The organism is Polaribacter litoreus, from assembly GCF_054584775.1.
In genome coordinates this window covers 1-13,262 of sequence record NZ_JBTLRD010000004.1, presented here as the reverse complement: position 1 = coordinate 13,262, position 13,262 = coordinate 1, and the positions used below count along the sequence as shown (strand labels likewise).

Annotated in this window: 10 protein-coding genes; 7 read left to right on the top strand and 3 right to left on the bottom strand. The window is 29.8% G+C overall.

Annotated features, from left to right (window positions below; all coding sequences use genetic code 11):
* The first annotated feature begins 20 nt into the window (after positions 1–20).
* From ACW9UN_RS03910 to ACW9UN_RS03890, 5 genes are all read left to right on the top strand, one after another.
* The gene (locus tag ACW9UN_RS03910) at positions 21–4,340 is read left to right on the top strand and encodes a CusA/CzcA family heavy metal efflux RND transporter (protein WP_459484062.1); all 4,320 of its coding nucleotides are present in this window, start codon (positions 21–23) and stop codon (positions 4,338–4,340) included.
* Between the two features lie 2 nt (positions 4,341–4,342).
* Positions 4,343–5,467, top strand: coding sequence for an efflux RND transporter periplasmic adaptor subunit (locus ACW9UN_RS03905; RefSeq protein WP_459484060.1), 1,125 nt, complete (start codon positions 4,343–4,345; stop codon positions 5,465–5,467).
* A gap of 112 nt (positions 5,468–5,579) precedes the next feature.
* Positions 5,580–6,122 carry a DUF3575 domain-containing protein gene (locus ACW9UN_RS03900; RefSeq protein ID WP_459484058.1) on the top strand — a complete coding sequence of 181 codons (543 nt, stop codon included), beginning with the start codon at positions 5,580–5,582 and terminating at the stop codon, positions 6,120–6,122.
* A gap of 59 nt (positions 6,123–6,181) precedes the next feature.
* On the top strand, positions 6,182–6,679 hold the full coding sequence (locus tag ACW9UN_RS03895; protein WP_459484056.1) for a DUF3575 domain-containing protein: 498 nt from the start codon (positions 6,182–6,184) through the stop codon (positions 6,677–6,679).
* 163 nt (positions 6,680–6,842) lie between these two features.
* Positions 6,843–7,385 (top strand): GDSL-type esterase/lipase family protein, encoded by a 543-nt coding sequence (locus ACW9UN_RS03890; RefSeq protein WP_459484055.1) that lies wholly within the window; start codon positions 6,843–6,845, stop codon positions 7,383–7,385.
* A 1-nt stretch (position 7,386) separates the two neighbouring features.
* On the opposite strand, the gene ACW9UN_RS03885 is transcribed toward ACW9UN_RS03890, so the two are convergent.
* Both ACW9UN_RS03885 and ACW9UN_RS03880 read right to left on the bottom strand, forming a co-directional pair.
* Positions 7,387–8,928 (bottom strand): glycine--tRNA ligase, encoded by a 1,542-nt coding sequence (locus tag ACW9UN_RS03885; RefSeq protein WP_459484053.1) that lies wholly within the window; start codon positions 8,926–8,928, stop codon positions 7,387–7,389.
* A 46-nt stretch (positions 8,929–8,974) separates the two neighbouring features.
* Positions 8,975–9,538: a class I SAM-dependent methyltransferase gene (locus tag ACW9UN_RS03880; RefSeq protein ID WP_459484050.1), complete on the bottom strand. Its 564-nt coding sequence runs from the start codon at positions 9,536–9,538 to the stop codon at positions 8,975–8,977.
* A 46-nt stretch (positions 9,539–9,584) separates the two neighbouring features.
* Here ACW9UN_RS03880 and ACW9UN_RS03875 point away from each other — a divergent pair, with 46 nt between their 5' ends.
* Together ACW9UN_RS03875 and ACW9UN_RS03870 are read left to right on the top strand one after the other, a co-directional pair.
* Positions 9,585–10,271, top strand: a complete 687-nt coding sequence (locus tag ACW9UN_RS03875) for a ComF family protein (RefSeq protein ID WP_459484048.1) — start codon at positions 9,585–9,587, stop codon at positions 10,269–10,271.
* A 58-nt stretch (positions 10,272–10,329) separates the two neighbouring features.
* On the top strand, positions 10,330–11,946 hold the full coding sequence (locus ACW9UN_RS03870; protein WP_459484045.1) for an Ig-like domain-containing domain: 1,617 nt from the start codon (positions 10,330–10,332) through the stop codon (positions 11,944–11,946).
* A 61-nt stretch (positions 11,947–12,007) separates the two neighbouring features.
* Here ACW9UN_RS03870 and ACW9UN_RS03865 read toward each other — a convergent pair whose 3' ends face one another.
* Positions 12,008–13,156: a cystathionine gamma-synthase gene (locus tag ACW9UN_RS03865; RefSeq protein WP_459484043.1), complete on the bottom strand. Its 1,149-nt coding sequence runs from the start codon at positions 13,154–13,156 to the stop codon at positions 12,008–12,010.
* Between the last annotated feature and the right edge of the window lie 106 nt (positions 13,157–13,262).

Here is a 13,262-nt window from a genome sequence, read left to right as displayed (position 1 = left end):
TTTTTGTTTTATTATGAATTATGTTAAAAAACATTATAAAATTCAGCTTAAAAAATAAGCTCATTATCTTTTTGTGTACTGCTGCTGTGGTTGGTTTTGGTATCTTTTCCTTAACTCAAATTTCTATTGGTGCAGTGCCAGATATTACCAATAACCAAGTACAAGTAATTACTACATCTCGCAATTTATCTACACAAGATGTAGAACAATTTATAACCTATCCTGTAGAATTAGAAATGGCAAATTTGCCAGGTGTAGAAGAAATTAGATCCGTTTCAAAATTTGGGTTATCTGTAGTAACCATTGTTTTTGATGATGAAATGGGCACTTTTTTACCAAGACAATTAATTGCCGAAAAGATAAAATCTGCTTCTGAGAAAATACCTAAAGGTTTTGGAACGCCAGAAATGGGGCCAATTACCACAGGTTTGGGCGAAATTTATCAGTACATTTTAGATGTAAAACCTGGGTATGAAAATCGATACTCAGCAACTGAATTAAGAACCATTCAAGATTGGATTGTAAAACGACAATTATCTGGAATTCCAGGAGTGGTTGAAGTAAACACTTGGGGTGGGTTTTTGAAGCAATATGAAGTTGCCATCAATCCTAATAAGTTAAATGCGATGCATATTTCTGTATCAGAAATTTATGATGCATTAGAAAAAAACAATAGTGTTGCTGGTGGTGGATATATTGAAAAAACAAATCAAGCATTTTTTATTCGTGGAGAAGGTTTAGTAAAATCTTTAGACGATGTTGGCAATATTGTGGTTAAAAATGAAGGCACACCAATATACATAAAAGACATAGCAAAAGTTGGTTATGGAAACGCAACTCGTTTTGGTGCCATTACAGGAAATGGACAAGGAGAAAAAGTTCTGGGACAAATAATGATGCTAAAAGACGGAAACTCTAAAGCAATTATTGATGCTGTAAAAGAACGCGTAGCATCTATAGAAAGTAGTTTACCAGAAGGAGTTTATATTAACGGATTTTTAGAACGTAGTGAATTAATTAACAAAACAACATTTACTGTAACTGAAAACCTAGTTTTAGGGTCTCTAATTGTAATATTCGTTGTGGTATTATTGTTAGGTAATCTGCGTTCTGGTTTCGTAGTTGCATCCGTAATTCCTTTGTCTTTACTTTTTGCAATTTCTTTAATGAATATTTTTGGAGTGGATGCAAATTTAATGAGTCTTGGTGCTATCGATTTTGGTATTATAATAGACGGTGCAGTAATTATTGTAGAGTTTATTGCTTTTAGAATTATTAAAGAAAGTGACAAGCTCTCATCACTTTCATCAGCAGTAAAACAAGAAGAAATTGATGCAATTACCTTAAAAAGTGCTTCAAAAATGATGAATTCTGCCATTTTTGGGCAAATTATCATCTTAATTGTTTTTATCCCAATATTATCTTTATATGGTGTAGAAGGTAAAATGTTTACACCTATGGCATTGACTTTTAGTTTTGCTTTAATTGGTGCTATGCTATTGTGTTTAACCTATGTACCTGTGGTTTCATCTTTGTTTCTAAAACCTAAAAAACAATCTTCTAAAAACATTTCTGTTCGTTTAATGAAACTGTTAAATGTTTTTTATAAACCTGTAATTCATTGGGCGTTATTTCATAAAAAATTAGTCATCAGTTTTGCTGGATTTCTTTTAGCTGCCAGTATTTGGTTATTCAGTACAATGGGTGGCGAATTTGTACCCACTTTAGATGAAGGCGATTTTGTAATTCAACCTGTCTTAAAAACAGGAACTTCTTTAGGAAAAACCATAGAAATCACCACTCAAATTGAACAAATCCTACTAGAAAAATTCCCAGAAGTAGATCAAGTTGTCAGTAGAATTGGTGCTGCAGAAGTGCCCACAGACCCCATGTCTATGGAAGAAAGTGACGTAATTATCAAACTAAAACCAAAGAACGAATGGGTATCCGCAAAAAGCAAAGACGAATTGGCTGACCAATTTAAAGAAGCATTGGCTGTTATTCCTGGTATGGAAGTAGAGTTTACGCAACCTATAGAAATGCGATTTAATGAATTAATTACAGGCGTAAGAGCAGATGTTGCCATTAAAATTTTTGGAAATGATTTATCTGTTTTAGCTCATAAAGCAGACGAAGTAAAAGCACTCATTAAAAATGTTGCAGGTGCCTCAGACATTATTGTTGAAAAAGTAGAAGGCTTACCACAAATGAGTGTTGCTTACAACAGAAGTAAAATTGCACGTTATGGTTTAAATATTGCTGATATCAATCAATTAATTTCAATGGGATTTGCAGGCGGAACTGTAGGCAACGTTTTTGAAGGTGAAAAACGCTTTGATTTGGTGATTCGTTTGGATGAAAAAAATCGTAAAAACTTATCAAGTCTACAAAATTTATATGTTGATGTACCTATTGGAAACAAAATTCCGTTAAGTGAATTGGCCGAAATTAAATACACTACTGGCCCTGCTAAAATTTCTAGAGATGATACCAAACGTAGAATTGTTGTGGGAATCAACGTAAGAAACAGAGATTTGCAATCGGTTGTAGACGATGTTAAAACAATTATTGATAATAAACTTAAATTACCTGTAGGCTATACAATTACGTATGGAGGTCAGTTTGAAAACTTACAAAGTGCCAAAGCACGTTTAACAATTGCAGTTCCTATTGCATTAGTATTAATCTTCATCTTATTATATTTTGCCTTTGGTACTATAAAAGATGCAGTAATGGTATATTCTGCAATACCCTTATCTGCTGTTGGTGGCATCTTGTTTTTATGGTTAAGAGATTTGCCTTTTAGTATTTCTGCAGGTGTTGGTTTTATTGCGCTTTTCGGAATTGCAGTACTAAACGGAATTGTACTCATAGAACATTTTAAAGAACTAAAAGAAGAAGGATTTACAGATATTAATGAACGCATAAAACGTGGTACTACAGAACGTTTAAGACCCGTTTTATTAACAGCCACTGCAGCAGCTTTAGGCTTTTTACCCATGGCAATTTCTACAAATGCAGGTGCAGAAGTTCAACGTCCGTTAGCAACTGTAGTTATTGGCGGTTTAATTACAGCAACTTTTTTAACGCTACTTGTTTTACCAGTTTTATATGCTTGGGTTGAAGAAAAAAAAGAAATTAAAATGAACAAAACCTTAATTGTAACCCTTATTGGATTCTTTTCTATACTGCATACTAATGCGCAATCTAAATTAACTATTGATGAAACTTTGGCTTTAGCGTTTAAAAATAATGCAAGTTTAAAAGCTGCAAATTTAAAAGTAGAGGAAGTGAATGCGTTAATTGGAAATGCTTTCAGTTTTGATAAAACTTCTGTTTATTATAATTATGATGAAAATAATTTAGCGATTAACAACCAACCTTTAAAGGTTTTTGGTATTGCGCAAGATTTTAAATTCCCAACAATTTATTTTGCTGATAAAAAAGTAAACAAAGCAAAAGCCAACATAGAAAAAATGCATTATAACGTGCAGTTACAGCAAATTAAAAAAACGGTTTATGCTAATTATTATCAATTAAGTTATGTAAAGAATAAAGCCAAAACATATCAATTTTTAGATAGTTTGTATAAAGATTTTGCAAGAAAAGCAAAACGTAAATTTGAATTGGGTGAAACTAATTATTTAGAAATGATTACCGCAAAATCTAAACAAAAACAGTTAGAAACCCTTTATAAACAAACCTTGCAAGAAGTTCAGTTTTCTAAAGAACAATTAAAAGGTGTTGTGCAAGTAGATGACTTAGATATAATAGATTTACCACTTCAAAAATTACAATTACAACAAATTGAAACAAAAGATAATTTAGGATTTCAATATTTTGAAAATGCCAAAGAATATCAAAACGCAGTGTATAAAAAAGAAAAACAAAGTCTATTACCAGGTATTAGTTTAGAATATTTTCAAGGCACAAATAGTCTATTAAACACAAATGTAAACGGATATCAATTCGGACTTAAAATTCCTTTATTATTTTCGGGAAATGCTACAAAAATAAAAGCTTCAAAAATTGCTAGAGAAATTATTTCTGAAGAACAACAAGATTATAAAGTAAAATTAGATGCAGAATACAAGTCGCTTTTAGCAACTTTAGAACAGTATAAAGAAGCTATCAATTACTATGAATCACAGGGTAAAAAGCTTAAAAACGAAATTATAAAAACTGCCAATAGAACTTTTAAAGAAGGCGAAATTGACTTTTTTCAATACATACAAAGTTTAGAAACTGCTACAGATATTGAATTGTCTTATTTAGATAATTTAAATACTTATAATCAAACCATTATCAATATTAATCATCTTATTTTAAATATTTTTTAAAAATGAAAAATTTATATATCATATTATTTTCATACGCTTTTTTAGCCTGTGGAAACCAAGATAAATCCACAGAAACAGATACAAAAACTAGTTTAAATTCTGATGAAATTAGAATTAGTAAAGAACAGTTTGATAGTGAAAAAATGCAATTAGGTACTTTAACAGAACAAATTTTTAATACAACCATAAAAGTTAATGGCACTATAGATGTACCACCAGAAAACAAAGCAAGTGTTAGTACTTTTGTTGGTGGTTCTATTACTAAAATTCCTTTGTTAATTGGTGATAAAGTAAAAAAAGGGCAATTAGTAGCCACTTTAAAAAACACTGAATTTATAGAAATTCAACAACAATACTTAGAAGTTACTGCCCAACTAAATTTTCTTAAAAATGAATATAACAGACAAAAAACTTTGTTTGATGAAAAGATTACTTCGCAAAAAAACTATCTAAAAGCAGAGAGTGTTTATAAAAGCAATTTGGCTATTTATAATGGATTACGTAAAAAACTACAAATGATGAACATCAATCCTAGTAAAGTTGAAAAAGGACAAATTACATCAACAATAAATTTATATGCGCCAATAAATGGTTATGTAACCAAAGTAAATGTAAGTAATGGTACGTTTGTATCTTCAGCAAATGAAATAATGGAAATTATAAATACAGACCATATTCATTTAGAATTAACTGTTTTTGAAAAAGATATTTTAAAAATTAAAAAAGGCCAAAAAATAACATTTCAAATTCCAGAATCTTCAGATAATGTCTATTATGCAGAAGTACATTTAGTAGGCACTTCTATAAATAACAACAGAACCATTAAAGTTCATGGGCATATAGATGAAGAAGAAAATACCAATTTTATTTCTGGAATGTTTGTTGAAGCCGAAATTATTTCTGATTCAAAAAAAGGAATATCATTACCAAAAAGTGCCATTATAAAAAAAGAAAATGATTATTTTACTTTAGTTTTAGAGAATTTAAAAGAGAATAACTATCAATTTAAAAAAATAAAACTAGATCTTGGCTTACAAGATGATGAATATTTTGAAATAAAAAATTATGAGCTATTAGAAAATAAAAAAATACTTGTCAATAATATTTTTATGATAAGTAATATGTAATTATTGGAGGTTTTGATAAAAAAACAGATACTAAATTTAAAGTATTTTTTTTAATAACAATGGTATGCTTTTTGATATCTTAGCTAACTTAAACTTTAAAAAAAATCAACCAATGAAAAAAATTACTATTTTAATTTTATTTTTTACAACTTCTGTTTTTGTTGCTCAGGAAAAAGAATCAGGTTATCCACAAGACATCAATAAAAAAACAGAAATTAAAATAAATGCATTAACGTTAATTGCAGCAAAATGGATAGATGTTTCTTATGAGCGTTTAATTGATGAAGAGTCTTCTTACGGAATTGCAGCTACAATAAATACAGATAGAGATGATAGTGATTTAAATTATTCGCTTACACCTTTTTACAGACGTTATTTTTCGGGCAATTTTGCACGAGGTTTTTTTGTAGAAGGTTTTGGTATGTTGTACTCTGCAAGAGACTATTATTATGATTATTATGATCACTACGACTATTATAGTAATTCTGATAACTTTGAAACTGGCTTTGGTTTAGGTATTTCTATTGGAGGAAAATTTGTTTCTAAAAAAGGTTTTACCACAGAATTAGTTTTAGGTGTGGGGCGTAATTTTTCTGAAAATAGTTATGATGATGCTATTGGTAGAGTTGGAATTTCTGTTGGATACCGTTTTTAAAAGCATTCGTCTATAAAATAAGTTTAGTAATTACATCGTTAAAAGCTAAAAGACAATTTATGAAAAAATCAATTTTACTATTTACACTTTTCATTAGCTCAATTACTTTTTCTCAAAGAGAATTTAAATTAGATATTGCTGATGCTCTAATCATAAAAACTCTAGATTTTTCTTATGAAAACTATATTAATGAAGAATCTTCTTTTGGTATTTCTGTACAATTTAATTTAGAAAAACAAGAAGTAGATTTTAGATACAATGAAAATATGATGATAACTCCATATTATCGTCATTATTTTACAACTGAATATAATTGGAACTTTTTTGGTGAAGGTTTCTTCGGAATTAATTCTGGTAAAAAAGAGTCTGTAGAAGATTCTGATATTTATGACATAGAATATACAGATGGTGCTTTAGGTGTTGCAGTAGGTACAAAATACATCTCTAATGGAGGTCTAGTAATTGATTTATATGGTGGTTTAGGACGTAATTTATTTGGATCAGAATCTCCTGTAATAGTTCCAAGAATTGGATTTAATGTTGGTTGGAGGTTTTAAAAAAATGAAAAAATTGTTGCCTTACTCACTACTTTTAAATGTTATTTTTTTACTTTCATTTGGATATTTTATTTTTATCAAAAGAGATGGATTCAACTATTTAAAAAACAAAATTTTTACCCCATTACAAGAGCCTTTAAACTCTCATCTTTACCAAACTAAAATGAGCATTTTTAACAGCATGCCATATGTTGAAGGAAGTATTATTTTTCTTGGTGATAGTATCACTGAATTTTGCAATTGGAATGAGCTTTTTGGTCAAAATAACATCATAAACCGCGGAATTAGTGGTGACACTCTTGATGGCCTTTTGTACAGAATTGATGAGGTTATTAAGAAAAAGCCTAAAAAATTATTTATAATGATTGGCATTAATGATCTAGGAAAAGGCAAAAGTGTAAATCAAATACTCGAAAAGTATACAATTTTAATGGACAAAACACATAGTAATTTACCTGAAACCAAAATTTATATTCAAAGTGTTTTACCTACAAAACGAAAAAATTTAAGTAATACTGATATTAAAAAGATCAATATTGGCTTAATTAAAATTGCGAATAAATACAACAAAAACTATATAGACCTTTACTCATCATTTTTATCTAAAAACAATGAGTTAAATGATGCATATTCGTTAGATGGACTGCATTTAAATGGTAAAGGATACCAGTTATGGAAACAAATCATTAAAAAAGATATAGAATAACCTACATCTTTTGCAACCAAGTTTTCACATCAACTTCTGCTTTTATAATAGCTCTTAATTCAGAGATTTTAACTCTTTTTTGCTCCATAGAATCTCTATGTCTAATAGTAACAGAATCGTCTTCTAAAGAATCGTGATCTACAGTAATACAAAAGGGTGTACCAGCTGCATCTTGTCTTCTGTAACGTTTACCAACTGCATCTTTTTCATCATAAAAAACATTAAAATCCCATTTTAAATCTTCCATAATTTTTTTAGCAACTTCTGGCAAACCGTCTTTTTTAACTAAAGGTAAAATGGCTGCTTTGTATGGTGCTAAAACTGCTGGCAACTTTAAAACTGTTCTTGTTGTACCGTTTTCTAGTTCTTCATCCACTAAAGATTTAGAGAAAACCGCTAAAAACATTCTGTCTAAACCAATAGAAGTTTCTACCACATAAGGCACATAACTTTTGTTTTCTGTATGATCGAAATATTGTAATTTTTTACCAGAATACTCTTCGTGAGCTTTTAAATCGAAATCAGTTCTAGAGTGTATTCCTTCTAATTCTTTAAATCCGAAAGGAAAATTAAACTCAATATCTGCTGCAGCATCTGCATAATGTGCTAATTTATCATGGTCGTGAAAACGATAGTTTTCTGCTCCCATACCTAAACTTAAATGCCATTTTAAACGGGTTTCTTTCCAGTTTTCGTACCATTCTTTTTGAGTACCTGGTTTTACAAAAAATTGCATTTCCATTTGTTCAAACTCACGCATTCTAAAAATAAATTGCCTTGCAACAATTTCATTTCTAAAAGCTTTACCAGTTTGCGCAATTCCGAAAGGAATTTTCATTCGCCCAGTTTTTTGCACGTTTAAGAAGTTTACAAAAATACCTTGTGCAGTTTCTGGACGTAAATATACTTTTGTAGAATTTTCTGCTGAAGCCCCTATTTTAGTTCCAAACATTAAGTTAAATTGCTTAACTTCTGTCCAGTTTTTTGAGCCAGAAACAGGACAAACAATGCCTAAATCTAAAATTAGATTTCTAAATCCTTCTAAATCGCTTTCTTCTTGAACGCGCGTTAATTCTGCAGAAATTTCATCAATTTGTTTTTGACGACGAATTACATTTTGGTTTGTAGCTCTAAACTCATCCTCATTAAAAGCATCTCCAAAACGTTTTTGAGCTTTAGCAATATCTTTTTGAATTTTTAGATTTATTTTTTCTCTAAATTCTTCTACTAAAACATCTGCTCTATAACGTTTCTTAGAATCTTTATTATCGATTAAAGGATCGTTAAAAGCATCTACGTGCCCAGAAGCTTTCCAAGTTGTTGGATGCATTAATATTGCAGCATCTATACCCACAATGTTTTCGTGCATTTGCACCATTGCTTTCCACCAATAATCTCTAATATTTTTCTTTAGCTCAACTCCATTTTGAGCATAATCGTAAACCGCACTTAATCCATCATAAATTTCAGAAGACTGAAATACATAACCATACTCTTTTGCGTGCGATAAAACTTTTTTAAATTGATCTTCTTGTTTTGCCATAATGAGGGCAAAGATACATGTTTACAGAAATTTTTCAACAAAAAAATTACTCGACTTTTTTACATCGATAAATAAATGCAGGGGGAATATTTAGAACCTGAAACTCTAACGAAATAGACTCTTGAAAAACTTTTTTTAACTTTTTATAATAGGTTAAACTATATTGATATTGAACAAAAGTACCCTGATGTTCGAGAACTTGATAAGTTTTTTTTAGAATTTCATCTGATACCTCATCAGGTATTATTGTTAATGGCAAGCTAGAAATGATATAGTTCACTTTGCTTATATTCAATTTTCTTAACTCTTCTTTAATTATTTCTGCAGATGCCTTTACAACAACCAATTGTGGATGTTGTATTGCCTCTAATTGCTCATAGAAATTATCATTAATTTCAAAACAAATTAAAATTGCATTTGGCGATAATCTTTCTAAAATGTATTTTGTAATTGCCCCATTTCCTGGGCCAAGTTCTACAACGACATCTGCTTTAGCAAAATTTATTTTGCGTATCATTTTTTTTGATAAAAAACGAGAACTTGGGGTAAGAGTACCTAACGTTTTAATGTTTTTTATTGCTTCTTTAAAAAATTTTATTCTGCTAACCAATCGGTTTCTCTTATTTTTTATATATTTCTAAAAATGTTGTGTAAAGATGAGACTTTTAAAAGATTTATTCTACCTTTTTTACCCAAAATTATGTGTGGTTTGTGAGGAACACTTGGTTGAAAACGAAACTGTAATCTGTACAATTTGCAGGCACGATTTACCACTCACTAATTTTCAAAATTATAGAAATAATAAAGTTACACAAACTTTTTTTGGAAGAATACTGATAGAAAAAGGGTATGCCTTGTTATTTTATCGAAAAAAAGGTGCTACCCAGCAAATGATTCATGATTTAAAATACAAAGGTAATCAAGAAATTGGGCTTTTTTTTGGGAGTTGGTTAGGGCAACTTTTACAAGAAAACAAAGAATTAGATAGTGTAAATGTTATAATTCCTGTTCCATTACACCCAAAAAAATTAAAAAAACGAGGGTATAATCAAGTTACAAAATTTGGTGAACAATTGAGTTTCTTTTTAAAAACTCCCTTTATAGAAAACGAACTGATTCGTATATCATCTACCAAAACACAAACATTTAAAGCTCGTTTTGAACGTTTTAACAATATCGATACCAAGTTTTTATTAAAAAATCCTAGTAAATTTAAAAACCAACATATTCTACTTATTGATGATGTTATAACAACTGGCGCAACTTTAGAAGCTTGTGCAAAAGAGTTTTTAAAGTCTGAAAACTGTAAAATAAGTATTTTAACCATGGCTTATACAGAATAAATTTTATGATTTTATATTCAAAAATTAATCGTTAATTTGTGACAAAATATTTAGTTTAGTGAAACTTCTTTATAGATTCTTTTTTTTTAGTTTAGTTGTAATTTTTGTTGCTGGCTGTGCAAGAACAGGAAGACCAGATGGTGGCCCAAAAGATGAAGACGCTCCTCTTTTTGTTACTGCAAAACCGCCTTATGAAAGCATTAATTTTAAAAAGAAAGAAATAAAATTAGAATTTGATGAGTTTGTAAAATTAAAAGATATCAACAAACAGTTTGTGGTTTCTCCACCAATGAAAAGTCCTCCTATAATTACGCCTCAAGGAACAGCAAGTAAAGAAATTAAAATAAAACTTTTAGACACTTTACAAAAAAACACTACTTATATTTTAAACTTTGGTAATGCTGTTGAGGATAATAATGAGGGTAATAAATTAGAAAATTTTAAATATGTTTTTTCTACAGGAACCTACATAGATTCGTTAACCACTTCTGGTGATCTTAAAGATTCTAAATTGGTAGAAACACCAAGAAATGTAAATGTTTTATTATATAAAATTGATACCGCTTTTACAGATTCTATCATCTACAAAAAAAAACCCAATTACATTACAAGTACGCTAGATACTACCCACTTTCAATTTACCAATTTAAGAAAAGGAAAGTACTTAATGATAGCTTTAAAAGAAACTGTAAACGATTATATTTTTAATCCAGAAACAGATAAAATAGGGTTTATTGCAGACACTATTCAACTTCCAAAAGATAGTATTATTACCAAACCCATTGTTTTGTTTAAAGAAAATTTACCCTACGAATTTAAAAGAGGTAAAGAAATTACAAAAGGTAAAATTGAGTTTGGTTTTACTGGTAATGCTAAAGATTTAAAAGTAAATTTATTATCTAAGGTTCCAGATACTTTTCAGAGCGTTTCTAAATTTATGAGAGATAAAGACACGTTAAATTACTGGTTTACCCCAATTGATGTAGATTCTTTAAATTTTACAATCTCCAATAATGAATTTTTAGACACAGTAACTGTAAAATTGCGAAAGAAAAAAATAGATTCTTTACAAATAAGTTCATCAATAGGGGGTACTTTGCATTTTAGAGACACCTTTTTTATAACGAGTAATAACCCTATTGTAAAGGTTGATACTACTAAAATTAGTATTTTTGATAAAGATACAACTGCGGTAAAATATAATATTCTAGCTTCTACAAAAGAAAATAAAATAGGTTTTATTTTTACTAAAAACTCCAAAGATAAATATCGTTTTAAAGCCTTACCTGACGCTTTTAATGATGTTTTTGGAATAAAAAACGATACACTTTCTTATAATTTCAGCACTAAAGAAATTGATGATTATGGTAGAATTTCAATTAATGTTAATAACGTTAATAACAAAAATATTATTATTGAAATATTATCAGGAAGCCAACAAGACGAACTTATTGGACGCCAAATTATTAGCAACTCTACAAAAGTAATTTTTGATCTTTTAGAACCTAAAAAATATACCATTAGAGCCATAATAGATGAAAACAATAATAACAAATGGGATACTGGTAGTTACCTAAAAAAACGTTTGGCTGAAAGAATTATTTACCACCCAGAAATTAATAATATTGCATTGCGAGCTAATTATTTTTTAGAGGAAAGTTTTGTTATAGATTAACCATATGTACGCAGTAAAATAACAGCAATTTTTGCTTTACTTTTAATTTAATAGCAATCAACTACGCATGTAAAGCCTGTTCTAAATCTGCTAAAAGATCATCAAGATCTTCTACACCTACACTTAAACGAATTAATGCATCTGTGATTCCTATTTTAAGGCGTTCTTTTTCTGGAATAGATGCGTGAGACATAGTTACTGGATGGTTTACCAAACTCTCTACACCTCCTAAAGATTCTGCCAATGTAAATAGTTTTGTGTTTTCTAAGAATCGGAAAGTTGCTTTTTTGGTACTTTCTTTTAATGTAAAAGAAACCATTCCTCCAAAACCTCTCATTTGCTTTTTGGCTATTTTGTAATTAGGATGATTTTCTAAACCCGGATAAAATACCTCACCTACTTTGCTGTGGTTTTCTAAAAATTTGGCTACTTCCATTCCGTTTTCACAGTGTCTCTGCATTCTTAAATGCAAGGTTTTTATACCTCTTAACGCTAAAAAAGAATCCATAGGTCCTGCAATTGCACCTGCTGCAAACTGAATAAAATGAATTTCTTTGGCCAACTTTTGGTCTTTTACCATTAAAGCACCCATAACTAAATCGCTATGACCTCCTAAATATTTTGTAGCTGAATGCATTACAATATCTGCACCTAAATTTAAGGGTTGTTGTAAATAGGGTGTTGCAAATGTATTATCAACCGCAATTAAAATAGCTGAATTGTTTTCTTTTACTGCTGATGAAATAACTGCTATATCTGCAATTTTCATGAGCGGATTTGTTGGTGTTTCTAACCAAACTAGTTTTGTTTTTTCTGTGATTGCCGCAGTTACATTTTCTACAATATCCATATTTACATAAGAGAATTCCAAACCATATTGTTGAAATAATTGTGTAAACATTCTGTAGGTTCCTCCGTACAAATCGTCTCCAGCAATTACTTCATCACCAGGTTTTAACAATCTTAACACACAATCTATTGCAGCCATTCCAGATGAAAATGCAAATCCGTTTGTGCCATTTTCTATGGCTGCAAAACTGTTTTCTAAAGCAGTTCTTGTAGGGTTTGTGCCTCTTGCATAAGCATATCCTTTATGCACTCCTGGACTAGATTGTGCAAAAGTTGATGTTAAAAAAACGGGAGGCATTACTGAACCCGTTGTTTCTTCTGGTTGCTGACCTCCGTGAATCGTTTTGGTGTTGAATTTCATTTGTTTGGTATTCTAAAAGTTGGCAAACTAGTTTAGGTACTATCTTTAATTCCTAATTTATTCTGTTAATTTTTCATTATTTTTGTTTTAACAGAGAGGAAACACA

What these genes read in the sequence shown, in the direction of transcription:
- ACW9UN_RS03910 (WP_459484062.1), top strand. Translation starts at nt 21, where the DNA reads ATGTTAAAAAACATTATAAAATTCAGCTTAAAAAATAAGCTCATTATC.
- ACW9UN_RS03905 (WP_459484060.1), top strand. Translation starts at nt 4,343, where the DNA reads ATGAAAAATTTATATATCATATTATTTTCATACGCTTTTTTAGCCTGT.
- ACW9UN_RS03900 (WP_459484058.1), top strand. Translation starts at nt 5,580, where the DNA reads ATGAAAAAAATTACTATTTTAATTTTATTTTTTACAACTTCTGTTTTT.
- ACW9UN_RS03895 (WP_459484056.1), top strand. Translation starts at nt 6,182, where the DNA reads ATGAAAAAATCAATTTTACTATTTACACTTTTCATTAGCTCAATTACT.
- ACW9UN_RS03890 (WP_459484055.1), top strand. Translation starts at nt 6,843, where the DNA reads ATGAGCATTTTTAACAGCATGCCATATGTTGAAGGAAGTATTATTTTT.
- ACW9UN_RS03885 (WP_459484053.1), bottom strand. Translation starts at nt 8,928, where the DNA reads ATGGCAAAACAAGAAGATCAATTTAAAAAAGTTTTATCGCACGCAAAA.
- ACW9UN_RS03875 (WP_459484048.1), top strand. Translation starts at nt 9,585, where the DNA reads ATGAGACTTTTAAAAGATTTATTCTACCTTTTTTACCCAAAATTATGT.
- ACW9UN_RS03865 (WP_459484043.1), bottom strand. Translation starts at nt 13,156, where the DNA reads ATGAAATTCAACACCAAAACGATTCACGGAGGTCAGCAACCAGAAGAA.